We start from the raw sequence: 26400 nt of genomic DNA on the forward strand, positions 1-26400 counted from the left end.
AGATATGCCGTGCGGACTCGATAGTCTTTGCGGCCGGGAAAGATGGTCTTGCCGGGCGGGCCGTGACAAGCACGCAAACGGGCATACCTCCAACGATATCTGGTCGCGCCTTCCGGTATCCGATCGCTGAAGCCCTTCCGCGAAGCAGCGCCGGCTGCGACCGGACCAGGGATCCGGGGGAAAATTGATTACCCCCCATGCCAGTTTTATCCTGTCCAACCCGTCCCCTATGCTGCGTGCAGACCGCGTTTCCGGAAAGTGGCCTGGTGCGGTTCGGACAGCGAGGTCTTGGTCGCCCCCCTCCCCGAGTGCGCCGCCGCGCGATTACCTGATGACGGAGTAGCAAGCGCAATGTGCGGACTGGTCGGTGGCTGGAGCGCCAGAAATTTCGACAGATTGCGATCGGCCTTGCCCCGCATGAGCGGCGCGTTGCGCCATCGTGGCCCCGACGACGGTGGCCAGTGGAACGATTTCGACGCCGGGATCGCGCTCGCCCATCGTCGCCTGGCGATCGTCGACCTGTCGGCCGCCGGGCACCAGCCGATGCCATCCGCCAGCGGCCGCTTCATGATCGCCTATAATGGCGAGATCTACAATCATATGGCCGTCCGGCGCTCGCTGGAAGCCATTGGGGCGGCTCCCGCGTGGCGCGGTCATTCCGATACCGAAACATTGCTTGCCGCCATGGAGCGTTGGGGCGTGGAGGATACGCTGCGCCGCTGCATCGGCATGTTTGCCTTCGCGCTTTGGGACCGGGTCGAACAGCGGCTGTGGCTGGCGCGGGACCGTTTCGGCGAAAAGCCGATCTACTATGGCTGGCAGGGCGCCACCTTCCTGTTCGGTTCGGAACTCAAGGCCCTGCGCCGCTATCCTGGCTTCGATGCGTCGGTCGACCGGCAGGCCCTGGCCCTGTACTTGCGCCACAATGCGGTGCCAGCGCCTTTCAGCATCCATGAAGGCATTGCCAAGCTGCTGCCGGGCCACTCGCTGCGCATGGACATGCGCGACCTCAAGGCGGGGATCTGCCCCCAGCCGCACCCCTACTGGCTGGCCGCAGAAGCAGGCGCGCGGCGGCAGAGCGACCCCTTTGCCGGCAGTGAAGCGGATGCCACCGACGCGCTGGAGGATCTGTTATCGGACGCCGTGGGGCAGCAGATGGTTGCCGACGTGCCGCTCGGCGCTTTCCTGTCGGGAGGAGTCGATTCGTCCCTGATCGTGGCGCTGATGCAGGCGCGGTCCAACCGCCCCGTCCGCACCTTTTCGATCGGCTTCAATGAAGCTGACTATAATGAAGCCGCTCATGCATCTGCGGTAGCCGGGCATCTGGGTACGGACCATACGGAATTGTTCGTGTCGCCCCAGGAAGCGATGGCGATCATCCCTGACCTGCCGACCATCTATGACGAACCCTTTGCCGATCCGTCGCAAATCCCGACCAGCTTGGTGGCGCGGCTGGCCCGGCACCATGTGACCGTCGCATTGTCAGGCGACGGCGGGGACGAACTGTTCGGCGGCTACGCACGATATTTTCTGACCGCCGCGATGTGGAAGCGCATGTCGCGCGTGCCGATGCGGATACGCCGGATCGGCGGGCAGCTGGTGCGATCGGTGCCGGAACGAGGATGGGACAGGCTTTACGCCCTTGCCCAGCCGCTGATGCCGGCGCATCGCCGCTGGAGCCACCCCGGCGACAGGCTCTACAAGGGCGCGAATGTCATCCTCGCCCCCGATGAGCGAAGCCTCTACCGGGAAATGATGAGCCATTGGCAGCCCACGGAGTTGCTCGAAGGGGTGACCGAGCCGGCGGCCTATGGCCCGCCCAGAGATGCGTCGGTCGGAGACCTGACCGACTATATGATGTTGGAAGATGCCTGCCATTACATGTCGGACGACATATTGGTGAAGGTCGATCGGGCGGCCATGGCCTGCAGCCTGGAAACTCGCGTGCCGCTGCTCGACCACCGCGTCTTCGAATTCGCCTGGTCGCTGCCACAACACCTGCATGTGCGCGGCGGGAGCGGCAAATATCTGCTGCGCCAACTTCTGTATCGCCATGTGCCGCCGGCCTTGATCGACCGGCCGAAACAGGGGTTCGGCGTGCCTCTGCACAGCTGGCTGCGCGGGCCGCTCAAGGACTGGGCCGCCAGCCTGCTCGACCCGGCGCGCTTGAGGCAGCAGGGCTATTTCAACCCCGAACCGATCCAGCGCAAATGGCAGGAACATCTGTCAGGCACTCGTAACTGGCAATATCAGCTGTGGGACATATTGATGTTCCAGGCGTGGATCGAGAAAGCCGACACGCCTGTCGCCGGAACCGAGCCACTGGCGAGCGTCGCCTGACCTTTCAAAAGCCGACGCAGGTGGCGCCGCCGCTATTTATTTGCATGGCGGATTTAGGGAAGGATGGCGGAGACGGAGGGATTCGAACCCTCGGTACCGTATTCACAGTACGACGGTTTAGCAAACCGTTGGTTTCAGCCACTCACCCACGTCTCCAAACATGGCCTGAACGCCCGCTTGGGGCGGGACAGCGGCTAGGCGAACTGGGCTATAGCGGCGGCTTTCGCGCATGGCAACGGTGCTGCGGCATGAAAAATGCGCTCTTTCCGCGAGCGCTGGATTCGATCCAGCCCGAAATCGACTCGGGTCGCCGTTCGTTCATTGTCGTTTCAGCTTGTTCCTCGATAATCGGCCCTTGTTCGAAAGAGCGGGCGTCGGGGAGTTGCAGGCATGATCGGTTTAGTGAAGCGGGCGACCGGGGGTGTGACACGCACGACCGGTCTGATCCTGGCGGTCGGAGTCATGGTCCTGACACCCGTCGGCGTGCAGGCCCAGGTGCGCACCGTGGACCCCAACACCGCAATCGATGCCGACCTTGCCCCCGTGCCCCAGGCCAGCAGCACGCCAACCGACCCAGGGGTTGATCCCAGCGCACGAGCCAGCAGTGGCACGACGACGTCAGCTGCCCCCGTGCCGTCGACCACAACCGCGACGGGCGCACCTGTGACCGCCAGTTCGGCGCCCCCCGCCCTTTCGCCGTCCGAATCCTACCAGGAGGACGATCTGATCGGCGCGGCAGAAGGCGTGTTCGGCAAGGGCGCGGAGGGCCTGGCCGGCATCATCGAGAAGATCCTGAAGGATCAGGGCCGTCCCAACGCCTATATTGCGGGCCGCGAAGCCTCCGGCGCGTTCGTGGTAGGGCTGCGCTACGGATCGGGCACGCTTAACCACAAGGTGGAAGGCATGCGGCAGGTCTACTGGACCGGGCCGTCAATCGGCTTTGACGTGGGCGGCAACGCAGCCAATACCTTCGTCCTGGTCTATAATCTCTACGACACGCAGGACCTTTATCACCGCTTCCCGGCGGCCGAGGGCACCGCCTATCTGGTTGGCGGCTTTACCGCGAGCTATCTGCGCTGGGGCAGCGTCGTGCTGATCCCGATCCGGCTGGGCGTCGGCTATCGCCTGGGGGTCAATGCGGGATACATGAAGTTCACTGAAAAGCGGAACTGGCTGCCCTTCTGAAGCCTGTCAAAGCAGCAGGCTGAGTTGCGGCCCTGCGCCCATCGCCTCCTGCCGCTCGAGATTGTGCACGCCCAGCCCCAGCAGGCGCGCGCCCATCCGCAACGGCAATTGCGCCTGCAACAACGCCCTGCCCGTTTCCGCCAGAAGATCGGGCGAACGCACCGGCGCCGCGAACCTCTTTGATCGGGTGATGATGCGAAAATCGGCGAACTTTATCTTCAACACCACCGTGCGGCCGTAGGCATGGCTTCTTTCTACCCTGCTCCACAGGCTGGCCGCGATACGATCGATCTCGGTCACCAGCGCCTCCTCGGTCGCGAGATCGTCGAAGAAAGTGTCCTCCACGCTGACTGACTTGCGTTCCTGTCGTTCATGAACGGGCCGATCATCCTGACCCCGCGCGGCACGGTAGTAGAAGGACCCCGCGGTGCCGAAATGCTGTTGCAGAAACCCCAGCTCCCGCGCGCGCAGATCCGCTCCAGTTTCGATACCCAGCGCCTGCATGCGCTGCGCGGTGACCGGCCCCACGCCGTGAATTCGGCGCACCGGCATGGCGGCCATGAACGCCTCACCTTCGCCCGGCCGTACGACACACAGGCCATCGGGCTTATTCTGATCCGAGGCGAGCTTGGCGATCAGCTTATTGTAGGACACGCCGGCCGACGCCGTCAGGCCGGTTTCCTCGCGGATCAGCCGCCGGATTTCCTGCGCGATGAGGGTGGCTGACGCGATGCCGGGCTTGTTGGTCGTGACATCCAGAAAGGCTTCGTCCAGCGAGAGCGGCTGGATGATATCCGTGAAGCGTCCGAATATCTCCCGCACCTGCGCCGAGACCGCGCGATAAACCTCAAAGCGCGGTTTCACGAACAGCAGGCCGGGGCACAGGCGCCGCGCCCGGGCTCCGGGCATGGCGGACTTCACGCCGAAGACGCGCGCTTCGTAGCTGGCTGTCGCCACGACGCCCCGGGGCCCCCCGCCGCCGACCGCGATCGGCTTGCCCCGCAGCGTCCGATCGTCACGCTGTTCGACGGCCGCATAAAAGGCATCCATATCGATATGGATGATCTTGCGCGGGCCAGGCGATGGGAAGTCCATGGGCCGCATTTATGCCATGGGAGAGAACGAAAAGGAAACAGGCCATCCCGCGATGGAGCGTGATCAGTCTTCTTTATCCTTGAGCGCCAGCAATGCGGCGAAGGGGCTCGCCTGTTCCTCGCTCAACACGCCCGCTTCCCTCAGATAGGCATCCGCTTGCGGTGATCGCGGATAGGGATCCATGGTCAGCGCCACCGTTTCCGCCACCGCTTCCCCCATGTCGATCACTTGGCCGTCAAAGCCCACAATATCGCAATCCGACGAATCGATCTCCAGCTCGTCGCCTTCACTGCCACCGCTTTCAGCCACGAAGCGGAGGATGAAATCGGTGTCGATCCTCTCTGGCACCGGCAGGCCGGTGGCGACGCAAGCCTGCGCCAAATCCGCGCGCACCCGGCCGCGCGCGACGATCGCGCCGCTCTCCTGCGTCAGGCTATAATCCGCCTCGAGCCGGTCCAGCGAAATCAGATCGAAGCGCCGCGCCAGCGCTCCGCGCTCGGCCGCATCTGCGGTGATGGTGACCGCTTCGGCGAGACGGGCGATCTGGTCCACCCGAACTGGCCGAGAAAATTCGGGCGTGGCAGCGGCGGTCATCCCAGCTCTCCTGCCACCAGCTGATCCCGCGTGACATGGCGGAGGCGAAGCCAGCGCGCCTGCAATCCCGTCTCCACATGATCCAGCGCTTCGTTCGAGGGAGGGATGCCACGATAGAGGTTGCGGGCCAGCGCCTCCCGCAGATCATGTCCTTGTGCCAGCGCGGCGCGATAAGTCGCCAACCGGCCGCCAAGAGCGCTCACCATCCGGCCTATATGCTTGCCGACCACGACATCGCCAATGCCTTCCTGCCGCAATTGGCCATCCATGTCATCGACAAACAACTCGGTCAGCCACACGCCTTCCTGCACCGCCCCCAGCGCTTCGAGCCGCATCAGCACCTGCGACAGGATCGCGAGGATCATGTCGAATCGGCCATCAATGGTGTCGGGGACCGCGCCCTGGAGATACCAGTGCGGCTGCCGGCCTTCCTGGACGACGGCAATATAAAGCGGCTGCATCGCATGGCGGGGATCGCTCTGCGCAAACAGTCGCTGAAATAGGTTGGGCATGACGTGGAGCTTCCTGGCTGAACCGACCGGGCCCCTCTTGCCGGGGGCCACGCATTTCCATATTGATCGCCGGGCCGCGCGATGCAATGGCGGCGTCTGTTTTAGGGATTTCCGGGCCCTTCCCGGCAGGAGAAGTTCATGCGCCAGTTCAGTCGCCCTACCCCGTCGGCCCGCTTCAGCGGGCGGATGCTGCTGGGCGTCGGCCTCGCGGCGCTGGCCCTGGGCGTGTCGGGCTGCGCCCGCATCCGCACGCATCAGGGCTATCAGGTCGACAAGCTGCTGGTCGATTCGGTCCAGCCGGGCATCGATAATCGGGCGTCGGTGGAAGGAACGCTTGGTCGCCCGAGCTTCACCGCGCAGTTCGGCGACCAAGACTGGTATTATGTATCGCGCGACATGCGCGCGCTGGCGTTTTCCAACCCCAAGCCCGTTTCACAGACCGTTCTGCATGTCCGGTTCGACCAGGCCGGCAACGTTGTGGCTGTTGACCGCATGGGGCTGGAAAAGGTCGCCCGGATATCGCCGTCTGGCGACAAGACCCCGACGCTGGGGCGGCATCGCAGCCTGTTTGACGAGATCTTCGGCAATATCGGCGCTGTGGGCGCGGCGGGCATGGGCGGCGGCGGTGGCGGCGGCAGCAACACCGGCGGGGGTGGCCCGAACGGGAGCTGACGCGCAGGCGTTAATCTCGCGTCGGACTGGCTTGTCACGGCAGCATACGCCTTTATCGCCAGCATCAAGCAAAAGTTAAGTTCCGGGAACATCCATGCGGATAGAATGTTTCGCTATCTACGCGGTCACCAAAGGCCGCTAAGTCTTTGTTGTTTTTGTTGCTCCCATCAGAGGCCTGTTAACAAATATGGACTCGCAAATTCGGGAGTCGCAGGTTATGGTTTGGTATGTCGCTGGCTGTACATCTAAAGTGGTAGCGTTGCCCGTATCGCCTGCGGCTCCATTATAAGCCTCAACAAGAATTTCTGGGTTTGCCAATATCTTAGCAAGGTGTCGTGCTAACCCAAAATTTCCAAGGTCCGGGTCAGGACTCTGAGGTTTGGATTGTGCTAATCGTAAGTTGTTGAAACAAGAAGAAGGGTCGCACTGCAGGCAATTGATCACTGGTCTTTCATTCGTCGTCCGAGGCCTGCTGACGGTGGTGAAAGGGATCATGAGGGGACTACCCAATGGCTTACCCAGTCAATGTGCGTCTGTTGTGCGGTAATGCAATTGTTCGCGAAGGACTTAGCCGTATCCTGATGGAACGGGACTTCCGCGTAACGCAATATGCCAATATCGCCGCCGCGCTTGAGAGAACAGAGGTGCCCGAAGAAGATGGTGGGCCCTCGCTCCTACTTGTCGACAGCGGGACGGAAGACGTGGACAGCGACACCGTCGCCGTCCTGCAAAGACGTTTCCCCGGTTCCTATCTGGTCCTTTTATCGGACCGATTCGACTTTCATGTCATGCTGAAGGCATTCCGAGTCGGCGCCCTGGGCTACATCATCAAGGAAATCTCCTGCGAACGGCTGGTCGCCACGCTCCGCCTGGTTGCCATGGGGGAACGGGTGTTGCCGCCCCAGTTGGCCGATGAGTTGCAGTCGCGGCCGAGCTTGGCCGACGCGCTGGAGGTCGAACGCCCGGTGGACGCAAGCTGTCTGTCCGATCGCGAACTGGAAATCTTGCGCTGGCTGATCATGGGATGCCCCAACAAGGTCATTTCCAAGCGGATGAGCATCAGCGAAGCAACGGTGAAGGTTCATGTGAAAGCGGTGCTGCGCAAGCTGCGCGTCAAAAACCGGACCCAGGCAGCGATATGGGCTGCCAATCACGGAATGCGCGGGGGCGTGGTCGAAGCCGAACCGAACGTCCCGACCGAGGTTGCCGTTCCCCATCCGGCGCACATTCCGCAACTCGAAATAGCAGGCGCGATCGGCCGTATCTGATGCCCGCAGCGCGCGTCGCCGAAGCGGCGCGCGCCGGCCTCCTTCCGCAATCCGTAAAAGCCCCTCCCCACCAGACCTTGCGGTAGCCTGTCGGCCGCGCGCAAATGCTGCTATGATCCCGTCCGTCGGAGGACTCGGGGCAAGGAGGCGGTGCCATGACCCTCACGCGCTGGACCATTGAGGGAAAAGAATTCGTCCACTGCAATTGTGCCTATGGCTGTCCATGCCAGTTCAATGCGCTGCCCACCCACGGGCATTGCCAGGCCGTGGCAGCGATAGACATCCAACGCGGCCATCATGGGGATGTCGACCTGTCCGGGCTGCGCATCGGCATGATCTTCGCCTGGCCAGGGCCAATACATGAGGGTGACGGAGCGGTCGTCCCGCTGGTCGACGAACGCGCCGACCCGCGCCAGCGCGAGGCGCTGCTACGGATCATGACCGGTCTCGACACGGCTGCCGGGTCCACCATCTTCCAGGTCTTCGCCCCGACCTTTTCGACCGTCCACGATCCCGTGTTCACCGCGATAGACCTGCAGGTCGACATTGACCGCCGGACCGCGCGCCTGACTGTTCCCGGCTGGATCGATGCGCGCGGCGAACCGATCATCAACCCCGTCACCGGCGAAGAGCATCGCGCCCGCATTCATCTGCCGCAAGGCTTTGAATACGACGTCTGCGAAGTCGGCCGCGGGTGGGCCAGCACGCAGGGCCCTGTCGACGTCCAGCTGAGCGATTCGCATGCCCAGTTCGCGCGACTGCACCTGACAGAGAGCGGCGTTGTCCATTAGGAAGGTCGCTTCACATCCATCCGGCGCGGCACATCGCCTCCAACACATGCTTTCGCGCAACAGCCTGATCGTGGGCGCGGCCCTGCTGCTGCTGACCGCACTCGCCTGGTCTTGGCTATGGTTCGCGCCGGCTGGGGCGGATGGCGTGAGCCGCGCGGACATGGGGGCCATGGACGGCATGGACATGGCCGGGATGCCGATGCCCTTGCCCATGCCCGCCTGGTCGATCACCTATCTGTCCATGGCCTTCCTCATGTGGTCGGTCATGATGGTGGCGATGATGCTGCCCTCGGCCGCGCCGATGATCCTGCTGCACGCCCGCATCGACCGACCTGAATCGGAAATCGCGCGGCTGGGGAACAGCGCCCTGTTCATCCTCGCCTATCTGCTGGCCTGGAGCGGATTCGCGGCATTGGCCGCCGTCTGCCAGGCGCTGCTGCTGGAGCTTGGCTGGCTTTCACGCGCGCAACTGGCACTGGGGCACGGGGTCACGGCCGCCGCGCTGCTGATGCTGGCCGCCATCTATGAAATGACTCCCGCCAAACGACGATGCCTCGATCAATGCCAGGCGCCGCTTATCTTCGTCCACCGCTATTGGCGGCCGGGTCCGGCGGGAACATTCCGGCTTGGCCTGCGCCATGGCCTTTTTTGCCTGGGCTGTTGCTGGGCATTGATGCTGCTGCTGTTCGTGGGCGGCGTGATGAATCTGGCCTGGGTGGCGCTGCTGACGATACTGGTGACGGCGCAGAAGGCGGCACCGCCGCGCTGGAGGGCGCACCGCTGGACGGCGGCAGCGCTGCTATTGACGGCGCTCTTCCTGCTGCTGCGATCCGCCTGACCCATCCTCTTGTACCGGAAGAGCTAGTCCGATCGGGGTAGGGGGCGCTCCACCCGTCGCCGAACAGCGCCCCGGGTTTCGATGGCACCATTAGGGTGGTAACTCCGAAGAGCCCCGGCAGTCCGAGCCCCCGCCTGTTATAACTCTCTGATCCTTGGAAGATTTGGGGACATCACATGACGGAAATGCTGACTGTCGGCCTCAATGGCTTTGGTCGTTTCGGCCTGCATTTGCTGAAATACTGGCTGGACCGCAATGAGGACACGCCCTGGCAGATAGGCTGGATCAATGATGACACCCTGCCGCTCAAGGACGCTTACCGCCTGATGCTGAGCGACGACTATGTCATCTTCAACAAATACAAGGTCTATGCCGAAGATGATTCGCTGACCTTCCTGCAGCCCAACGGCCGCAAGCATGTTCTGCGCTACACCAACTGCCGGAAGGACCAAATTCCCTGGGCGGGAGAGCCGGACCTCTTCTTCGAATGTTCGGGCAAGAACACCATCGCGCAGCGCTGCGGCGATTTCCTGACCGGCCGCACCCGGCAGGTGCTGATTTCCGCCACCTCCTGGGATGCGGACGCAACGCTGGTCTATGGCTATAATCACGAAAAGTGGCAGCCCGACCTGCGGACCATTTCCTATGGCAGTTGCACGGTGAACGGCTATGTCCCCCTGGCCCACTGGTTCAACGGCATGTACGGCCTGGTCAGCAGCGACGTGAACGTGATCCACAATGAAGCGCGCCACAAGCGGACCGGAGAAACCCTCCTGCGGAAATTCTGCACGCTGGAAAAATCCGGACCGCAGTTGCTGCCCTGGCTGGCCGAGGACCGCTTCATCGTCAACTACACGGTGGTTCCATACAGCGGCGTGTCGATGATGGACATGCGCTTCCGCTGCCTCCGCGCGCCGACGGTGGAGCAGCTGGCAAGCGACCTGTCGATCGCCATGGCCGACGGCGGCCCCCTGGCGGGGCTTTACGACATGGATGTCGCGGACATCGGGCCGGAAGTCTACAACTGCACGAGCTATTCGGCGGTCATCATTCGAAACTCGCTGCGCGTCCTGCATGACGAGGTCTATTTCCAGACCTATTTCGACACCGAAAATTCGGTCAACCGCTTCTACGACCTGTCCTGTTTCGTGGCGCGGCGGATGCTGGGCCAGGCCGCCGGGGACGAGGGCAAGGTCGTGGCCTTCACCCAGGCGCTAGAGGCATGCTGACCTTGGCGCGCGGGAGCGACATCAGCCTGGCGGACGTGGCCGCGCTTTTTGCGGAGGTCTTCCAGATCCCGGCTGAAACGGTCAACAGCGCGACCAGCGCCGACGACGTGCCGGGATGGGATTCGATGGGTCACCTGGTGCTGGTCCAGACCATCGAGGAACGGTTCAAGATCATGCTCGAAATGAACGAGATGTTCGAAATCGTCGACGTCGGATCCGCGCTGACGGTGCTGCAACGGCATGGGGTCAGCGGACATGCCAACTGATGACGTCCGTAACCTGTCGCAGGCTGTTCGCCAGGTCGCCGCCGCTGAACCGGATCGCGAATATCTGGTCGTGGGCAACAGGACGTGGAGCTATGGTGAGGCCGACCGGCTGATCGACAGATGCTGCGCCCGCTTCGCCGATCTTGGCCTCGAACCGGGGGACATGGTCAGCGCCATCATCGACAATGGCGCTGACTATGTTGTTTTGTACATGGCCTCTCTGCGCTTCGGGACTATCTTCAACCCCTTCCCCTTCACGATGGAAGCGCAGGATATCCTTGGCTACCTAGAGCACATCCGGCCCAGGCTGGTGCTATGCCGGCATAGCCATTATGCGAAGCTCACCGGGCAAGACGATTATCCGACCGAAATGCTGCCTCCCGCCTTCCTGGACGAGCTGCCGGAGCACGCGGGACCCTGGCCCATGTTCGAACCCGGCCCAAGGTCGCCGGCCTGCCTCTATTATTCATCCGGGACAACCGGCAATCCCAAATGCATCCTGTTCAGCCATGCCAATATGATGGCGAACATCCGGGCGATCGTGGAGGGCTTCCGCTTCGACGAGAAAGAACGCCACCTCATCGTCCTGCCCATGGGGCATACGGCGTCGATCAACTATTCCCTGCTGCCCTGCACGCTGACGGGCGGATCAGTGGTCATCGCCGCCTCCTTCTGGAGCGCGCGGCCCCGCTTCTGGAGCCTGATCCGAGACCAAGCCATCACCTATGTCGAGGTTGTGCCCAGCGTGCTGGCGGCACTCCTGGAAACACCCTTTGCCGACGATGCTTCCGTAAGCCTCCCGGCGCTACGCTTCGTCGGCTGCGGATCCTCGACGCTGCCCGGTGAACTGCAGCGCCGCTTCATCAGCCGGTTCGGGGTCAGGGTGGCCAATCTCTATGGCCTCTCGGAAACGGGGCCGAGCCATGTCGACTATCCGCTCGATCCGGATTGGGAGCCGGGCTCCATCGGCTTCCCGCTGTCCTGCAACCGATGCTTCATCGTTGATGGGGATGGCAAGCCGCTTCCCGACGGCGAAGTCGGCGAAATCGCCATCAGCGGACCCAATGTGTTCATCGCATATCGCGGCAATCCTACGCTTTACGCCAGCGTGGTGCACGACGGCGCCTTCTATACCGGCGACCTCGGCCGGATCGATGAAAGCGGCCGTTTCTGGTTCATCGGGCGGAAGAAGGAACTGATCATCAAGGGCGGCGTCAACATCGCGCCCGACGAGATCGACGAGGTGATCTACAAGCTGCCCGGCGTTGCCGTCGCACTGACCGTCGGCAAGGCGGACGATTATCTGGGCGAGAAAATCCATTCCTTCATCGTGCCGGCCGATGGCGCAGCCCTGACCGAAGCGGACATAAGAACGCATTGCAGGTCCTTCCTGTCGAGCAGCAAGGTGCCCGACCATATCTCCTTCGTGGCGGCAATTCCGGCGGGTCATTCCGGCAAGTTCCTGCGGCGCGAAATGCAAAGGCAAGCCTCGTGACGCGGCTAGGCTCGGAACTTCAGCTCGCGCTGGACGCGGCCCAGGTGATCGCGCAGACCCAGATGGAACGTTTCGACAAGGATTTCCGGGTGCTTCGCAAGGAAGCGCGCGAATTCGTCACGAGCGTGGACCTGGAATGCCATGCGCTTGCGCACGAACGGCTCGGCATTTGCGCGCCGGTTCTGTCGGAAGAAACGCGGGGCGACTTCGACTTCGGCCATGATCTGTGCTGGATCGTCGACCCTCTCGACGGGTCGCACAATTATATCGCGGGGCTACCCAATTTCGGCGTGTCGATCGCGCTGGTAGAGTCGGGACGCTTCGTCCTGGGCGTCATCGGCATTCCATTCTTCGGCGAGGTCTACCACGCCGTGGAGGGTCAGGGCGCTTTCCGCAACGACATCCCCGTCCGCGTGTCGCCCAACGCGGTCCTGTCCAAGGCGATGATCGCCTATGACAACCAGTTCCACCTCTCGGCGGGCGGCTTCGACCGCTATCGGCGGCTCACGGAGGCTGCCTTCACCACCCGGATCCTGGGATCGGCGGCCTATGACCTCGCCCTGGTCAGCCGCGGCCGCATCGATGCCCGCGTCCTGAACGCAACCAAGGTATTCGATGTCGCGGCGGGGATCGTGCTGGTGCGCGAGGCCGGTGGGCAGGTGACCGATTTCGCCGGTTGCGACGTGCATGTCGGATCGAAGGAAATCCTCGCCAGCAACGGCCAGACGCACGGCGCCCTGCTGTCGGTTCTTGAGGAAAAGATGGATGAAGAAGCTGATCTTGTACACGGCGGGATCGGGATCGCGCGAGATCCTGGTCAGCATCCGCGATTCGAACCGATACCGGCCGGACTGGGAGCCGGTGGCCTTTGTCGATGAAGACCCGGCCAAGATCGGCACAGTCATAGATGGCCTGCCCGTCCACGGGCCAACCCAGGAATTCGGCCCGGACATGCACGCGCTCTGCGGGACGATGAACCCGATCGTGCGGCGGCGCATGTCCGAGGAACTGATCGAGGCGCGCGGTCAGACGCTGGCGACGGTCATCCACTATGGTGCGCTGGTGGCCCAGGGCTTGGTGCATGGACCCGGGCTGGTGCTGATGCCGGGCGTGAAGGTCAATTTCGACGTCCGCTTCGGCAAGGGCGTGCATATCCTGTGGAACTGCATGCTCGGCCACGGGCTGCGCGTTGGTGATTATGCCACGCTGCTGACCAATGTAACGGTGCTGGCCGACTGTTCGGTCGGCTATGCCGCCAGCGTAGGGAGTGGCAGCGTGCTGAGCCCGGGCGCGCAGGTCGAGGATGGCGCACTCGTGGGCGTGGGGACGACCTTGCTGCGCAGGGTGGAAGCGGGCGAATCCGTCATGAGCATGCCGCGCATCGTCAAGTGGAAGCGAAAGCCCGAAGCCATAGCGCATTGAGGATGCGAGAGGTGGATCGAAGATCCAGTCCGGCGGGGAGACCGCGGTGAAGCAGATCGACAGACAAGTGGCCGCATCTTTGACCGCCGAAGGCGTCGGCCGCCGAGCCACAGCCGCAGCAACCCCCTACCGGCCCGACCTTGATGCGCTGCGCGCGGTGGCAGTTATCGGCGTGGTCCTTTTCCATGTCGGGCTTGCCAAGGCCGGCGGCGGCTTCGTCGGCGTCGACGTTTTCTTTGTCATTTCCGGCTTCCTTATCACCCGGCTGATCATCGGCGAACTGGAACGGGGCACCTTTTCCTTCGTCCAGTTCTACCAGCGGCGGATCAGGCGGATTTTTCCCGCGCTGATGCTGATGCTGCTGGTCTGTTCGATAGCCTGCACCTGGCTGCTGTTGCCTGACGACCTGCGCCGCTATGGCCAAAGCACGGCGGCGGCGGCCTTATCGGCGTCCAATGTCTGGTTCTGGATGAAGACCAATTATTTCGATGGACCGGCGCTTTTCAAACCGCTGCTCCACACCTGGTCGCTGGCCGTCGAGGAACAATTTTACCTGTTCTTCCCGCTGTTCATGCGCTGCATATGGCCATTGGGCCGCACGTGGGTTCCACTTATCCTGACGGCCTGCGCGGCTCTTTCCTTCGCAGCCTGCATCGCCATCATGCGCAGCGATCCGTCCGCCGCCTTCTACCTGACACCCTTCCGGGCCTGGGAACTGCTGACAGGCGGGCTGCTCGCCACCGGCGCAGTTCCGCTGATTGCCCGCGCAGCGTGGCGGGAGGCAGCGGCAGCGGCGGGGCTCGTCATGATCCTGATCGCGGTGCTGACCTATTCGGAATTGACCAACTTCCCCGGGATGGCAGCGCTCCTCCCGTGTGTCGGTACGGCGCTCGTGATTCATGCCGGCAGCAGCGGCCCCTGTTCGGTCAGCCGGGCGCTGGCCATCAAGCCGCTCATCTGGGTGGGATTGATAAGCTATTCGCTCTATCTGTGGCACTGGCCAATTATCGTACTCGCTCGCTATCTCACGATCGACGAACTTCGGTGGCCGTCTGCCGCAGCCCTGGTCGCCGCTTCCCTGGCGGTCGCCACCCTTTCCTATCATTTGGTGGAGAAGCCGTTTCGCGCCGCTCGGGGACAGCGCCCGTCCATCGTCCTCGCAGGCGGCGCTGCCGTCACCCTGGCGGCCGCAGCGATCGGCTTCATCATGTATGCCGGCCACGGCTGGCCCGGCCGTTTCGCGGCCGACGTCGCGCGCCTTGAAAGCTACAAAACCTCCGAAAATCCCAACGAGGACAAATGCCTCAAGGTGAAGCTACAGTTGGCGCCTCATTCGCCCTGCACGATAGGCGATCCGGCCCAAGCCAGCGTCTTCCTGTGGGGAGATTCGCACGCGGGCGTGATGTATGGCGCGCTGTCCGCCATCGCGAAAGACCATGGGCCCGCCACCATCTACGCCGCCACGTCTCGCTGCCCGCCGGTGGTTGGCCTTGGCACGGACGACAGCTGCGTTCGTGGCAACGACCGCCGCCTGCAATATGTCCTGCGTCATCCGCAGATCGGCACGGTGATCCTTGCCGCGCGCTGGTCACTGTATCTCGAAGGCCGCGCCGTCGACATCGGGCCGGACGAAACCAACGGCAACACCCCGGTGCTGCAATGGCACAACGGGCAGCAGATCGAACGCTTCTCTCCGGCCGCGCGGGCGGCCTTCACCTTCAGCCTGGACCGGTTGATCGACACGCTGCTGGCTGCGGGCAAGCGGGTTGTGCTCGTCTATCCCGTGCCCGAGCTGGGCTACGACGTGCCCTCCCGCGCCGCGCGGATGCGGGCGGCGGGTGAGGATCCGGCTGATTTCACGGTGCCGGCGGCCGTCTATTTCCGTCGCCAGGACCATGCGCTCGAAATATTGAATGGCCTGGGCCAGCGGCGCGGGCTGATACGCATCTATCCCGAACGGGTGCTCTGTCCTGCCGATCGCTGCCTGTCGGTGTTGCACGAAACGCCGCTCTATTATGACAGCCATCATCTGAGCATGCCGGGATCGCGCCTGCTGGTGCCGCAGTTGGCAAGGGCGCTACGCGTCAAGCCGCCACAGTCCTAATTCGCGCGAACATTTCGGGCAGCCCCAGCGCTTCGCCAAGCGCCTCTTCCCACTGCATCAGGATGCGGTCGATCGTAAAACGCTGAGCCCCGGCACGGGCCCCTTCGGACAGGTGCCGGCGAAGGTCGGGATCGGCGCAGAGCTTGACAAGGGACTCGCCCAGCGCCTGAACATCGCCGTCAGGCACAAGCAGGCCGCTGACGCCATCGGTGATCATCTCTCCTGGACCGAAGCAACAGTCGAAGGAAATGGTCGGCACGCCTGCCGCCATGGCCTCGCCCACTACGATACCCCAGCCTTCGAAGCGGGATGACAGGACGAAAATATCGGCGTCATGCAGCCATGCGCCATGGGCTTGGGTGACACCCGGCATGACGACGCGATCCCGCAGGCCCAAGGCGTCGCGCCGCGCCTCCAGCCGCGCACGTTCCGGTCCTTCGCCCCAGATGATGAGCGACCAGTCAGGAATTTTGTCGGCGGCGCGTGCAAAGGCGTCCAATAGAAGGTCAAAACCCTTTTGCGGCACGAGTCGTCCGACCGCGACGACACATCGGCCGCAAGGCCGATCGCGGTCCACCTCAACCGGCGCATAGGTGGGATTGGGAATGACCCATTGCCGGCGACCCGGTGCCGGGGGAAACTGGCGCATCGCCCCATGGGTCATCGTCACCAGTCCCTGGGCGCGGGCATAGGCGTAGCGGCGGAGCACCGTCCATATGGCTCCGGGTCGCTGCTTTAGCGGGTTGTTGCGTTCCGAAACGATCACTGGGATCCCCAGCGGCCGGGCCGCCATAATGCTGACGACATTGGTCCGGGTAAGAAAGCTGACCACCAGGTCTGGTAGAATGTTGTCCAGGGCAGCGCGCAGGGCGGCGACGCGGTCGCGGACGGCCATGGCCGATCGCAGCATTGGCAGCCGACCCGACGGATGGCCGAGCTGGACCACGGACACGGCGGCGTCATGCTGATAATAGGGCGCCGTTCCCGGTTCTTCGAAAGTAAAGAGCGTCACCGCCCAGCCCGATCGGCTGAAATGGTTGCACAGCAGGCTGACGATATGCTCCGATCCTCCGGCGCGCAGGCCGGGAAGAACGAAGGCAACATGCGGCTTTCCCGCCAGAGGGGCGTCCGCCCGGACCGGTTTCGTCATGGAGCGAGAATGTTAGCAGCGGACGGGCGAATCCATCGCCCTTGCGTATGATATCCCGATGGGAAGGCGTCCGGGTCTCTCGCTCTTCGATGGCGGCTCGCATTAGGGCTAATCCCTATTGGCCCTCATGCTAGCCAAGCGCCCAGCTTCATACCGCGGGAACACGGGCTAAGGTCATGAGGATACAGGCATCCGTTGCGCCGACCGGATGCCGGGAGCCCCCTATGAAGATTCTCCACGTCATCACCGCCCTGAACGTCGGAGGAGCGGAAACCATGCTGGCCAAACTGGTCGAGCATGAGCGTGCCGAGGCCATCGACACGCCATGCGTGATATCGCTGATGCCGCCCGGCGCCGCGGCGATCCGCATGCGCGCCAGCGGGACAGCCGTGCATGATTGCGGCCTGACCGGAGCGACCACCCTTGTTCCTGCAATCATGCGCCTTCGGGCGCTGGTCCGGCAGGAAAAGCCCGATATCGTGATGGCGTGGATGTACCATGCGCACCTGGCCTCGATGCTCGCCAATGGGCTGCAGGCGCGTCGCACGCCGTTGATCTGGAACGTACGCCACAGCATCGATGACCTGCGCCAGGAAAAGCCGGCGATGCGCGCCGTGGTGCGGATCGCTGCGCTACTTTCGCGCCGCACCGCGATGATCCTCTACAATTCGCACGCCGCAGCTCGTCAGCATGAAAGGCTGGGCTTCAGCGCCAAACGATCGCTCGTGGTGCCCAATGGCTTCGACTGCGATCTTTTCCGTCCGCGACCAGGGGCAAGGGAGCTGCTGGCCGCACGCCTGGGCACGGATCCTGCCGCCCTGATCGTGGGAATGGCCGCGCGCAACCACCCGATGAAGGATGCCGCGAACCTGGTGGATGCGGTGAAACGGGCGCGGAGCGCCGGTATAGACATCCACCTGCTGCTGACAGGGGAGGGCATGGACAGGCCAGCGGGCCGACTCGCGCAATTGATCGGCGAACTTCCCCGCGAGCGGGTGACGCTGCGCGGCCATGACGGATCCCTTCCGGACCTTCTCCCGGGGCTTGACCTGCTGGTGCTGCCCTCCGCCTGGGGGGAAGGCTTTCCCAATATATTGGGCGAAGCCATGGCCTGCGGCTTGCCGTGCATCGCGACCGATGTGGGCGACAGCGGTTGGATTATCGGCGATTGCGGGATGGTCGTCCCGCCACGCGATCCCCGCCGTCTGGCCGAGGCACTGCTGGCGATGTCGGGGCTGGACCGGAATGGGCGTCAACGATTAGGCCGCGAGGCGCGCGAGCGGGTTAAGCGCAACTTCTCCATGGACAGCATCGCCCGCGCCTACGCGCAGGTCTATCAGGCGGCCCGATCCGGCACCCTGGACCCGTCCGATCAGCCCTGGCACGGCGCCCGCGAGCCCCAGGTGATGTAAATGGCGCACATCCTTTCCGCCTCCGCCGCTTTTCCCGAGGCCGCGACCGCCCCACCCAAAGACAAGGGCGACGCTGGCCCAACCCGCATCTGCTTCCCCTTCGGCGGCGGCATCGTCGGCGGGAGTCATATTTCCGCGGTAAAGCTGATCCAGGGGCTGGACCGCACGCGCTATTCCCCGATCATCCTCCTGCATCATGAAGAGGGGCAGCTCGGCGAGTTCCTGCGGGCCGAGGGTCTGGACTTCACCCCCCTTTCGGGAATCGGTTTCTTCGGGAACGGCTATGGCGTTCAGCGAAAGCGGGGCGCCCGTGCGACGCTGGGCGCGGTGCGGGATCAATGGCGCCTCGCCCGGCTCCTGCGACAGAACCGCGTGCGGATCGTCCACACCAATGACGGGTCGATGCACGTGTCCTGGGCGCTACCCGCCAAGCTCGCGGGCGCCCGGCTGCTATGGCATCATCGCGGCGCCGCCGACGCACGGGGCGTGCGGTTCTTTGCGCCTCTCGCGGCCGATTGCATCGTGGGCGTTTCGGACTTCGCCCTGTCTCGAGTTCGTCGCATACCCCACATCGCCCGCAAGACGGCTGTGGTCTACAGCCCGTTCGACGCCCGCGCGGAGCCGGTCGACAGGCGCCAGGCGCACGACGCGCTCACCACTGAACTGGGCCTTGATCCGGCCACCAGGCTGATCGGCTTTTTCGGCCATTTCCAGGAGCGCAAGCGGCCGTTGCTGTTCATCGACATGGTCCATCAGATAGGCCTCATGCGCCCCGACCTCCCCGTCACGGGGCTGATGTTCGGATCGCCGCTGGTCGCGGGAATGGAAGAACAGATGAAGGAAAAGGCAAGGTCGCTGGGCATCGCAGACCGCCTGCGGCTGATGGGGTTCCGCTATCCATCCGCGCCGCTGATGGCGGGCTGCGACATCCATGCGGTGCCCGCCGTGCAGGAGCCCTTTGGACGGTCGCTGATCGAAGCCATGCTGCTGGGCACGCCGGTCGTGGCCGCAGCTTCGGGCGGCAATATCGAGGCGATCGACCACGGCGTGAACGGCCTGCTAACGGAAGCGGACAATCCTGCGGCTATGGCGGCGGCGGTCATCGAACTGATCGATTCGCCCGGCCGACTGGCCCGGATCTCGGAGACCGCGCTGCTCTCCGCGAGCCAGCGCTTCGGCGCCGAGCGCCACGTCGACCAGATCAGCGCCATTTACCAGGCGCTGCTGAGCCCCGAGCGAATGAGGGCCGCGCGGTCATGGTGAGCCACAATAAAATGCCCATACTTGGTGTCGCAATCGCCGCGTTGCTGCTGACACCCTTCGTCGCCCCGTCCGATCTCTTCACGCACCAGCTGAGCATGGACCCGGATCTGGACGGATCCTCGGTGCTGCCTGAGGTAGCGGGGGTGGAGGCCTTTCCCGGCGCCGAAGGCTTTGGCCGGCGCGCCCGGGGAGGCCGCGGCGGCATGATCATTCCCGTCACCACGCTGGCGGATCACGGCCCCGGATCGCTGCGCGCCTGCATCGAGGCATCGGGACCGCGCACCTGCATCTTCCGGGTCGGCGGCGTGATCCGATTCACCACGCGGCGGCCGATCATCACGCACCCTTATATCACTATCGCCGGCCAGACCGCGCCGGGCGGCGGCATCATCATCACGCATGGCGGCGGCGTCGATGGCTACACGCCGATCATCGCCAAGAACACGCACGACGTCGTCATCCGCCACATTCGTGTGCGCACCGACCTCAACGGCACGGATCGTGGCAGCAACGGCGCGTTCCTGTTCGAACATAGTCAGAACGTCATTTTCGACCATGTCAGTGGCGCCTGGTCGCAGGACCAGATCATGACCGGCTATGACGAGAACGACAATATCACCATTTCCAACTCGATCTTCACCGAGGGCATCCCCAGACACGACAAATGCGCGCTGCTGGGCTCGAACCCCCGAAAGCCGCAGAAGATCAGCTTCATCCGCAATCTTTGCGCTCATAATGGAGACCGCAACCCGGACGTCAATTTCACGCCCCACTCCTGCATCGAGGTGGTGAACAACGTCCTCTACAATGGTGAATCCCAGTTCACCGAAGTGCATGAGGTATTTGGCGGGACATCGGTGAGCATCGTGGGGAATTACTATCGCAAGGGTCCCAACAGCCGATCCAACATCGCGGCAATCGACCGCGTGCTCGACAATGGCACGGGGCAGTCGCAGATCTTTCTTGCCGGCAACAAGCTCGACCATGTTCCGCTGCTGAAGAAGAGCACGGTGGATGTCGCGCTGGTCGCCCGGCCCGTCTGTCCGCTCAGCGTCCGCGCCGTGCCGGCCGAGCAGGCCTATGCCCAGGTGCTGGCACAGGCGGGCGCATTCCCGCGTGACACGCTCGATATGCGGACGGTGAACGAAGTGCGAACCAGGACTGGCTCCATCATCCGCGACCCCGCCCTACGCAGCGGTCCACGCCCGCTACCTACCCTCGCGCCCGGAACGCCCTATGTCGACCTGGACGAGGACGGGATGGCCGATAGCTGGGAAAGGGCAAACGGCCTCGATCCGATGCGAAACGACGCCTGGCAGGATGCTGACCACGACCACTGGCTGAATTTCGACGAGTTTCTGGATTTCGCCCATCGAGAGGTTCTGGCCGGCCGACAACTGCGCTGAGCGCCATCAATATTGCATCCGCAATTCCACGCCCAGAATGCTGCGGTCGAAATCGTCAGTTGGCCGGGTGCTGTTGCGGCTTGCCAGCCTGCCGGTCAGGGCGACGGCCAGATGGCGGTTGAACAGATATTCCACCTCCAGCTGGCCGGCGATCATCCGTTCATGTTGCTGGCTGCCGATGAAGGTGGTCCGGCGGTATATGACGGCACCCTGCCAACGCAAATTATGGTAGATTTCGTTCTGAAAACCCAGCTGAAAACGCGTGTCGGTACGCGCTTCGGCGCCTTGCCGGACCGTGGCGACGTCCCCGCGAAAACCCTCCAGCGTGAAGGCGAGGCGCGGTGTCGGTGTATAGATAAGCCCCGCCGACACGGACAGGCCGGAGCGGGCCTTCTGGCCCGGGTCGTCGGGCTTGAAACGGAAGACGCCGATCGCCGCTTCGCCGCGTATCAGACCACCCGGCTCGAAAGCGATGCCCCCGCGGGCGCCATAAGTTTTGGAGTCACGGTCCACGCCCGAGGAGTCCACAGGCAGGCGGAAGTCGCGGGCGGAGATGAACACTTCACCGAAGGCGTTGATGATTCCGCTGACGCGATAGCCGACGCGTCCCGAGCCGGCATATTGGCTGTAATCGCGTTCGGCATCGACGGAGGCGAGCGCATTGTTGCGCATCGCACTGCCCTTTAACGCCAGGATGATCCGTGCGCCTTCGTGGGTAAAGCCCAGTTCGCCGCGAAGCTGGTCATAGCGCCGCGGGGGAGTGCCCGGCGCGGTCAGCGATTCCGGTTCGCCGCGCTCCTCGACCAGCCGCGTCCAGCCGGCCCCGGCGGTCAGCGTGTCGCTGTCCGAAAAGCGATAGACGCCATCCAGTCGCGCGCTGCCGGCTTCCGAATTTTCCCTCCTGTTGGAAAAATAGCGCCGCACCGCGGCGCGCGCCTGACCGCTGAGGTCGAAGCGATCATCCTTATATTGCAGGTTCACCCAGGGCGACAGCGTCACCCGCTCGTCATCGATCTTGTTCGACGGTAGGGCATAGACGTTCGAATCATATTCCAGCCGAGCGTCGACGCCGACATAGGCGGACAGGCGACCCCACTGAATCGGCGTTGCATTATATTCGGCCGGCGCCTCGATCAGCGGGGTCGCACGATCGAGTTGCTGCGCTGCCGCCGGCACGGACAGACCGGCGAGACACACGCTCGAGCAGAACGACGCGAAGCGAAAGGCGGTCAAAACCATTTCTCCACGACCTTGACGGTGTCACCCGGCTGGATGGGCGTATTTTCAGACGCCTTGGCCGTGGCGGCCGCGCCGTTTACCTGGCGAATGATCGCAACGGTGTTGCGGTTGGCGCGGAAGGTATAGCCCCCCGCGACCGACACGGCGGTGACCACCGTCATGCCGGGGCGATAAGGATATTCGCCCGGGCTGCGGACCTCGCCGAGTATGTAGATCGGTCGAAGCTTGACGGGCTGGACGCTGACCGCAGGCGAGATCATCAGTTTCTTGTCGACGAGCTGGGTGGCGATGCGCTGTTCCAGCTCGGGGATGGTCGATCCGCTCGCCGGAATGCCCCCCACAAGCGGCAGGTTCAGTTCGCCTCGATCGTTGACGACGAAGCCAGTACCGCTTTCGATCTCGGCCATGCCGGGCACGATGACGCGCAATTCATCGCCCGGAGCGAGCCGATATTGATTGGCATTGGCGGTGGAAACGGCGGGAAGCCCGGAAATTGAAGCGCATGCCGTCGAAAGACTGAGCATCAGGGGCAGGCCGACTGCAGGAAAGAGCCGCATGATCATCTCCCTTTCTTTTGTCTTCAGCGTGCCGGCGCTGTTCGACATGTTTCAGGACAGCAACGAAACAAAGTCAACCCAGTCACCATTGGGCTAGAACAACCGCGAAGAAATACTTTTATTCAGTGCGTCGAGTAGCGTCGTCGCCGCCAGAATCATCGCTTGCGCCCCCAGCAGATGATCGACCGGCAGCATCAAGCTACGCTCGCCCACCTCGGCAGCAATGGGCAGCGGATAGTGGTTAGGGTGGCCACCACCCATCACGGCCAGTTCGCGCGACATGTCGGGGCACGAACCCGTGCCGGCAGAGATGCCCAGGTCAACCAGGGCCGAGATGATCGCCGCACGATCAACCCCCAATTTTACCGCCTCGCGCGTCAACATGGCGTAGAATTTGTAGCGGGCATGATCCACCCCATCAGGCACGACGGGCACGTGGAGCAGCGGATGCTCACCCAGCGATCGGGCCAACAGGGCAGCGTTAGCGCGCCGACGGACGAGCCACGTCGGCAATTTGGCAAGCTGCGCGCGACCGATTGCAGCCTGCATTTCCGTCATCCGCCAGTTGGACCCGAAACTGTCATGCATATAGCGGAAGGCATGGCCGGACGCGGGCCCGCCAAGCATCGCGACATTCTTGCCATGATCCTTGTAGGCCCAGGCACGCCGCCAATGGTCCGCTTCCCGCAGCAGCAGCATGCCGCCTTCTCCGCCGGTCGACATGATCTTGTCGGTGCAGAAGGAGAAGGCAGCCGCATCGCCGAAGGAACCGACCTTGCGCCCGCGTAGCGCCGCGCCATGCGCCTGGGCGCAATCCTCGACGATCCACAGGCCGTGCCGGTCGGCGAGCACGCCCAGCGCGTCCATGTCGCAGGGCCAGCCGGCGAGATGGACGCACAGGATCGCGCGGGTCCGACCGTTGATCCGGTCGGCAACGCTCACAGGATCGATCGTGTGGCTTTCAGGGTCGATGTCGGCAAAGACCGGGACCGCGCCCACGGCGGCGACGGCCGAAGTGCTGGCAAAAAAGCTCCGTGCGGGCACGATCACCTCATCTCCGGGTCCGACGCCCAGCGCCCGCAGGGCGAGTTCCAGAGCCAGCGTGCCGTTGGCGAGCGAAATGGCGTGCGGCATGCCGCAATAGGCGGCGAATTCCTGTTCGAAGGCGCGGCAGTGGTCGCCATGCACCAGCGAATTGACCCGCCCGCTTTCCAGCACTTTGACCACCGCCGCGATCTCGTCTGCCTCATATTGCGGCCAGCGGCGATCGGGCACCCCGAGATGAGCAAGGGCCGGCTCGGCTTGCGCTGGCTGAAGCGGAACATGCTTGATCATGTGACCCCCGGTGGCCGGATGGCCGGAAAGCAAAGGACGAGTCAGGTCATTCATTGGCCGCCTTCCCCACAAGGTCGATCTCGCGCGTCATTTCGCGCAGCGTCCTCGCCCAGTTCGACTGCGCCGGGGCGCGCAGCAATTCCTTCATCAGGTCGCGCACGCCTTCCTCATCGCAGTCGATGATAAGTGTCGACAGCTGGGCGAAGGCGTCGACCAGCTTTTCCAGCGGCACCGGACAGGGGCTGGCCTCAATCACTCCCGGGATCGACGAGCGCACCTGCTCCTCCGTCGCGTCGAACAGTTCCTCGAAGAGCTTCTCACCAGGCCGCAGGCCGACGAACTGGATCGGCACGTCGATTTCCGGCCGCAGCCCCGCCAGCCGGATCATCCGACGCGCGATATCGACGATCTTGATCGGCTCGCCCATGTCGAGCACGAAGATCGTGCCGCGATCGATCTTGGCTTCCATCGCGCTTGCGCTGCTCTGCAGGATGAGCTGCACCGCCTCGCTGACGGTCATGAAATAGCGCTTCATGTCCGGATGCGTCACGGTAAGCGGCTTGCCCGCCGCCATCTGCTGCTGGAACAGCGGCACCAGGGATCCGCTGGACCCCAGCACATTGCCGAAACGCACGGTCATGAAGCGCGGGCTGTCGGGATCGCATTGGCCAATCAAGTCTAGCGCCTGGCAGTAAAGCTCGCCCAGCCGTTTGGTCGCGCCCATGACTCCGACCGGATTGACCGCCTTGTCAGTCGACACCTGGATCATCGCTAGCGCGCCGTGAGCGCACACCGCGTCTGCGATATTGCGCGTGCCCAGCACATTGGTGTGAGCGCCGGCGCAGGGATTGGCCTCCACGATCGGCACATGTTTGAGCGCGGCGGCATGAAAGACGATCTCCGGCTGGTGGCGCCTGAACACATCGTCGACGGTGGCGCGTTCGCGGATGGAGCAGAGTTCCGGACGGCAGAGGATGTCGGGAAACTTGTCCCGCACCTGCATTTCGATGGTGTAGAGATTGAATTCGCAATGATCGAGCAGGACGATCTCGGCGGGCCTGAATGTCGCGATCTGGCGCACCAGTTCGCCGCCGATCGTTCCGCCGGCCCCGGTCACAAGGATGCGCCGTCCCCGGATCAGCCGGTCGACGATGCTGCGCTGGAGCGACACTTCCGGACGGCCGAGCAGGTCCGCCAGCTCGAAATGCTTGATCTCGATGCGCGGTTCGCCATCCTCCCCCTTGTGCAGGTCGTTGGCCTTCGCGACCGTGAGATCGCATTGGTCGGCCAGCTTCACCAGGTGCGAGAAGGCGGGACGCGCCATCGACTTGTCGCCCCGGATCACCAGGCTTTCCGGCTTTACCCCTCGTACCGCCAGCATCTCAACGATCTGCGGCAGCTTGTCGGGGGAACCCAGGATGGGGACGCCGGCCACCTGAAGCTTCGTTTCCCGTCCGTCGAAAGTCAGCGCCCCCACGACATTGTAGCGGGTGACGCGCTCGGCCCGCAGCAGTTCGACGAGCGAGCGGATCCAGTCGAGTTGGCCCAGCAGCAGGATATTGTGGCTGTCCTCCTGCGGCATGACATGGGCGCGCGCGATCTCACGCAGGCCGCGCCGCATGGTCCGAGCGCTGATCATCACCACCAGCAGCAGCGCCGAATGGAGAAGCGCGAAGCCGATCGCGTCGACGGGCGCCGCCCGGATCCTGGCCGAGATGATGAGGCACACGCTCCACGCGGCGGCCATCCCGCCGGCTACCGCCGTCGATATCGCGATGCCATCGCCAAAGGACAGGAAGCGCCAGCTGCGCCAGTAGAGGCCGGTCAGGCAAATGGTGAACACTGCCACCAGGCTGAAAAAGAACATAAGGCTGGGGCGATCGTAGAAAGCGGCGGAGATCGGCCCCGGCACCGCCATGACTGCGAGCAGCAGTGTCAACAGTATGAGCGAACCGTCGATCAGCATGAGCGCGGCGAAGCGGGTTGGTCCAGGAAAGCCGGTCGGCCGCGTCAACACGTCGTGCATAAGGACGGCCCAGAGCGGCGCACCGCGGCCCCTATCCGCCTGTGAGTCGGTGAGGTCATCAAGGAACGGGTCGGAAACAGCCGGCGGAGCGTTCACACCCATGTTACACCCTTGTATGAAAAGAGAAACGAGATCGCCTGCCGGGGCGCGCATGAAGCGAGACAGGTCCCATTCCCCCCGCGACGGCGCCGACTTCAGCTC

At 63.7% G+C, this 26400-nt stretch carries 23 protein-coding genes and 1 tRNA gene; 15 read left to right on the top strand and 9 right to left on the bottom strand.

The genetic code is table 11. The features are described 5' to 3' along the window. The first annotated feature begins 351 nt into the window (after positions 1–351). Entirely contained in the window at positions 352–2340 is a 1989-nt protein-coding gene (asnB, locus tag AAC640_RS11365) for an asparagine synthase (glutamine-hydrolyzing) (protein WP_340266327.1), read from the top strand. Positions 2341–2404: 64 nt separating this feature from the next. Here asnB and AAC640_RS11370 read toward each other — a convergent pair. Beyond that, positions 2405–2496, bottom strand: a tRNA-Ser gene (locus AAC640_RS11370). Between the two features lie 234 nt (positions 2497–2730). Between AAC640_RS11370 and AAC640_RS11375 the strand changes: the two genes are divergently transcribed. After that, a complete protein-coding gene (locus AAC640_RS11375; protein WP_340266329.1) occupies positions 2731–3525 on the top strand; it encodes a DUF1134 domain-containing protein in 795 nt (264 codons plus the stop codon). A gap of 6 nt (positions 3526–3531) precedes the next feature. On the opposite strand, the gene dinB is transcribed toward AAC640_RS11375, so the two are convergent. The 3 genes from dinB to AAC640_RS11390 all read right to left on the bottom strand — a co-directional run bounded on the left by dinB (position 3532) and on the right by AAC640_RS11390 (position 5726). Then, positions 3532–4620: a DNA polymerase IV gene (dinB, locus tag AAC640_RS11380; protein ID WP_340266331.1), complete on the bottom strand. Its 1089-nt coding sequence runs from the start codon at positions 4618–4620 to the stop codon at positions 3532–3534. A 63-nt stretch (positions 4621–4683) separates the two neighbouring features. Next, the gene (locus AAC640_RS11385; protein ID WP_340266333.1) at positions 4684–5214 is read right to left on the bottom strand and encodes a YceD family protein; all 531 of its coding nucleotides are present in this window, start codon (positions 5212–5214) and stop codon (positions 4684–4686) included. After that, positions 5211–5726: a ubiquinol-cytochrome C chaperone family protein gene (locus AAC640_RS11390; protein ID WP_340266335.1), complete on the bottom strand. Its 516-nt coding sequence runs from the start codon at positions 5724–5726 to the stop codon at positions 5211–5213. Before AAC640_RS11390 ends, AAC640_RS11385 begins: the two co-directional genes overlap by 4 nt. 138 nt (positions 5727–5864) lie before the next feature. On the opposite strand from AAC640_RS11390, the gene AAC640_RS11395 reads away from it, so the two are divergent. From AAC640_RS11395 to AAC640_RS11440, 10 genes are all read left to right on the top strand, one after another. After that, complete coding sequence (locus AAC640_RS11395) at positions 5865–6398, top strand: outer membrane protein assembly factor BamE (RefSeq protein WP_340266337.1); 534 nt, start codon at positions 5865–5867, stop codon at positions 6396–6398. 509 nt (positions 6399–6907) lie between these two features. After that, positions 6908–7666, top strand: coding sequence for a LuxR C-terminal-related transcriptional regulator (locus AAC640_RS11400; RefSeq protein ID WP_340266339.1), 759 nt, complete (start codon positions 6908–6910; stop codon positions 7664–7666). Between the two features lie 155 nt (positions 7667–7821). Continuing rightward, positions 7822–8457 carry a DUF1326 domain-containing protein gene (locus tag AAC640_RS11405; RefSeq protein ID WP_340266341.1) on the top strand — a complete coding sequence of 212 codons (636 nt, stop codon included), beginning with the start codon at positions 7822–7824 and terminating at the stop codon, positions 8455–8457. 46 nt (positions 8458–8503) lie between these two features. Then, positions 8504–9295 (top strand): DUF2182 domain-containing protein, encoded by a 792-nt coding sequence (locus AAC640_RS11410; RefSeq protein WP_340266343.1) that lies wholly within the window; start codon positions 8504–8506, stop codon positions 9293–9295. A 176-nt stretch (positions 9296–9471) separates the two neighbouring features. Next, a complete protein-coding gene (locus AAC640_RS11415; protein WP_340266345.1) occupies positions 9472–10524 on the top strand; it encodes a hypothetical protein in 1053 nt (350 codons plus the stop codon). Further along, positions 10518–10790, top strand: coding sequence for an acyl carrier protein (locus AAC640_RS11420; protein ID WP_340266347.1), 273 nt, complete (start codon positions 10518–10520; stop codon positions 10788–10790). Before AAC640_RS11415 ends, AAC640_RS11420 begins: the two co-directional genes overlap by 7 nt. Further along, complete coding sequence (locus tag AAC640_RS11425) at positions 10780–12285, top strand: class I adenylate-forming enzyme family protein (RefSeq protein WP_340266349.1); 1506 nt, start codon at positions 10780–10782, stop codon at positions 12283–12285. The genes AAC640_RS11420 and AAC640_RS11425 overlap by 11 nt, the downstream gene beginning before the upstream one ends. Further along, positions 12282–13163 carry an inositol monophosphatase family protein gene (locus AAC640_RS11430; RefSeq protein WP_340266351.1) on the top strand — a complete coding sequence of 294 codons (882 nt, stop codon included), beginning with the start codon at positions 12282–12284 and terminating at the stop codon, positions 13161–13163. The genes AAC640_RS11425 and AAC640_RS11430 overlap by 4 nt, the downstream gene beginning before the upstream one ends. Further along, a complete protein-coding gene (locus AAC640_RS11435) occupies positions 13147–13707 on the top strand; it encodes an LbetaH domain-containing protein (RefSeq protein WP_340266353.1) in 561 nt (186 codons plus the stop codon). Before AAC640_RS11430 ends, AAC640_RS11435 begins: the two co-directional genes overlap by 17 nt. Positions 13708–13753: 46 nt before the next feature. Continuing rightward, positions 13754–15811, top strand: a complete 2058-nt coding sequence (locus tag AAC640_RS11440; RefSeq protein WP_340266355.1) for an acyltransferase family protein — start codon at positions 13754–13756, stop codon at positions 15809–15811. Here AAC640_RS11440 and AAC640_RS11445 read toward each other — a convergent pair. Further along, positions 15792–16961, bottom strand: a complete 1170-nt coding sequence (locus AAC640_RS11445) for a glycosyltransferase family 4 protein (RefSeq protein WP_340266357.1) — start codon at positions 16959–16961, stop codon at positions 15792–15794. The two genes, AAC640_RS11440 and AAC640_RS11445, sit on opposite strands and share 20 nt — an antisense overlap. Before the next feature lie 224 nt (positions 16962–17185). On the opposite strand from AAC640_RS11445, the gene AAC640_RS11450 reads away from it, so the two are divergent. Genes AAC640_RS11450 through AAC640_RS11460 form a run of 3 tightly spaced genes read left to right on the top strand, consistent with a single transcriptional unit; the run spans position 17186 to position 21042 of the window. Beyond that, a complete protein-coding gene (locus tag AAC640_RS11450; protein ID WP_340266359.1) occupies positions 17186–18373 on the top strand; it encodes a glycosyltransferase in 1188 nt (395 codons plus the stop codon). Continuing rightward, positions 18374–19636 carry a glycosyltransferase family 4 protein gene (locus tag AAC640_RS11455; protein ID WP_340266361.1) on the top strand — a complete coding sequence of 421 codons (1263 nt, stop codon included), beginning with the start codon at positions 18374–18376 and terminating at the stop codon, positions 19634–19636. Between the two features lie 11 nt (positions 19637–19647). Next, a complete protein-coding gene (locus AAC640_RS11460; RefSeq protein ID WP_340266363.1) occupies positions 19648–21042 on the top strand; it encodes a pectate lyase family protein in 1395 nt (464 codons plus the stop codon). A gap of 6 nt (positions 21043–21048) precedes the next feature. Here AAC640_RS11460 and AAC640_RS11465 read toward each other — a convergent pair whose 3' ends face one another. The 4 genes from AAC640_RS11465 to AAC640_RS11480 all read right to left on the bottom strand — a co-directional run bounded on the left by AAC640_RS11465 (position 21049) and on the right by AAC640_RS11480 (position 26301). Then, positions 21049–22275: an outer membrane beta-barrel protein gene (locus AAC640_RS11465; RefSeq protein ID WP_340266365.1), complete on the bottom strand. Its 1227-nt coding sequence runs from the start codon at positions 22273–22275 to the stop codon at positions 21049–21051. Next, the gene (locus tag AAC640_RS11470; RefSeq protein WP_340266367.1) at positions 22272–22838 is read right to left on the bottom strand and encodes a polysaccharide biosynthesis/export family protein; all 567 of its coding nucleotides are present in this window, start codon (positions 22836–22838) and stop codon (positions 22272–22274) included. Before AAC640_RS11470 ends, AAC640_RS11465 begins: the two co-directional genes overlap by 4 nt. Before the next feature lie 93 nt (positions 22839–22931). Beyond that, complete coding sequence (locus AAC640_RS11475) at positions 22932–24227, bottom strand: DegT/DnrJ/EryC1/StrS family aminotransferase (protein ID WP_340266369.1); 1296 nt, start codon at positions 24225–24227, stop codon at positions 22932–22934. After that, a complete protein-coding gene (locus AAC640_RS11480) occupies positions 24220–26301 on the bottom strand; it encodes a polysaccharide biosynthesis protein (protein ID WP_340266371.1) in 2082 nt (693 codons plus the stop codon). The genes AAC640_RS11475 and AAC640_RS11480 overlap by 8 nt, the downstream gene beginning before the upstream one ends. Positions 26302–26400: the final 99 nt, after the last annotated feature.

The organism is Sphingobium mellinum (genome assembly GCF_037860795.1).
Classification (GTDB): domain Bacteria; phylum Pseudomonadota; class Alphaproteobacteria; order Sphingomonadales; family Sphingomonadaceae; genus Sphingobium; species Sphingobium mellinum.

Excerpts from the sequence above, each read along its gene's own strand:
- asnB (WP_340266327.1), top strand. The coding sequence starts at position 352 with ATGTGCGGACTGGTCGGTGGCTGGAGCGCCAGAAATTTCGACAGATTG.
- AAC640_RS11375 (WP_340266329.1), top strand. The coding sequence starts at position 2,731 with ATGATCGGTTTAGTGAAGCGGGCGACCGGGGGTGTGACACGCACGACC.
- dinB (WP_340266331.1), bottom strand. The coding sequence starts at position 4,620 with ATGGACTTCCCATCGCCTGGCCCGCGCAAGATCATCCATATCGATATG.
- AAC640_RS11385 (WP_340266333.1), bottom strand. The coding sequence starts at position 5,214 with ATGACCGCCGCTGCCACGCCCGAATTTTCTCGGCCAGTTCGGGTGGAC.
- AAC640_RS11390 (WP_340266335.1), bottom strand. The coding sequence starts at position 5,726 with ATGCCCAACCTATTTCAGCGACTGTTTGCGCAGAGCGATCCCCGCCAT.
- AAC640_RS11395 (WP_340266337.1), top strand. The coding sequence starts at position 5,865 with ATGCGCCAGTTCAGTCGCCCTACCCCGTCGGCCCGCTTCAGCGGGCGG.
- AAC640_RS11400 (WP_340266339.1), top strand. The coding sequence starts at position 6,908 with ATGGCTTACCCAGTCAATGTGCGTCTGTTGTGCGGTAATGCAATTGTT.
- AAC640_RS11405 (WP_340266341.1), top strand. The coding sequence starts at position 7,822 with ATGACCCTCACGCGCTGGACCATTGAGGGAAAAGAATTCGTCCACTGC.
- AAC640_RS11410 (WP_340266343.1), top strand. The coding sequence starts at position 8,504 with ATGCTTTCGCGCAACAGCCTGATCGTGGGCGCGGCCCTGCTGCTGCTG.
- AAC640_RS11415 (WP_340266345.1), top strand. The coding sequence starts at position 9,472 with ATGACGGAAATGCTGACTGTCGGCCTCAATGGCTTTGGTCGTTTCGGC.
- AAC640_RS11420 (WP_340266347.1), top strand. The coding sequence starts at position 10,518 with ATGCTGACCTTGGCGCGCGGGAGCGACATCAGCCTGGCGGACGTGGCC.
- AAC640_RS11425 (WP_340266349.1), top strand. The coding sequence starts at position 10,780 with ATGCCAACTGATGACGTCCGTAACCTGTCGCAGGCTGTTCGCCAGGTC.
- AAC640_RS11445 (WP_340266357.1), bottom strand. The coding sequence starts at position 16,961 with ATGACGAAACCGGTCCGGGCGGACGCCCCTCTGGCGGGAAAGCCGCAT.
- AAC640_RS11450 (WP_340266359.1), top strand. The coding sequence starts at position 17,186 with ATGAAGATTCTCCACGTCATCACCGCCCTGAACGTCGGAGGAGCGGAA.
- AAC640_RS11455 (WP_340266361.1), top strand. The coding sequence starts at position 18,374 with ATGGCGCACATCCTTTCCGCCTCCGCCGCTTTTCCCGAGGCCGCGACC.
- AAC640_RS11460 (WP_340266363.1), top strand. The coding sequence starts at position 19,648 with ATGCCCATACTTGGTGTCGCAATCGCCGCGTTGCTGCTGACACCCTTC.
- AAC640_RS11470 (WP_340266367.1), bottom strand. The coding sequence starts at position 22,838 with ATGCGGCTCTTTCCTGCAGTCGGCCTGCCCCTGATGCTCAGTCTTTCG.
- AAC640_RS11475 (WP_340266369.1), bottom strand. The coding sequence starts at position 24,227 with ATGAATGACCTGACTCGTCCTTTGCTTTCCGGCCATCCGGCCACCGGG.
- AAC640_RS11480 (WP_340266371.1), bottom strand. The coding sequence starts at position 26,301 with ATGGGTGTGAACGCTCCGCCGGCTGTTTCCGACCCGTTCCTTGATGAC.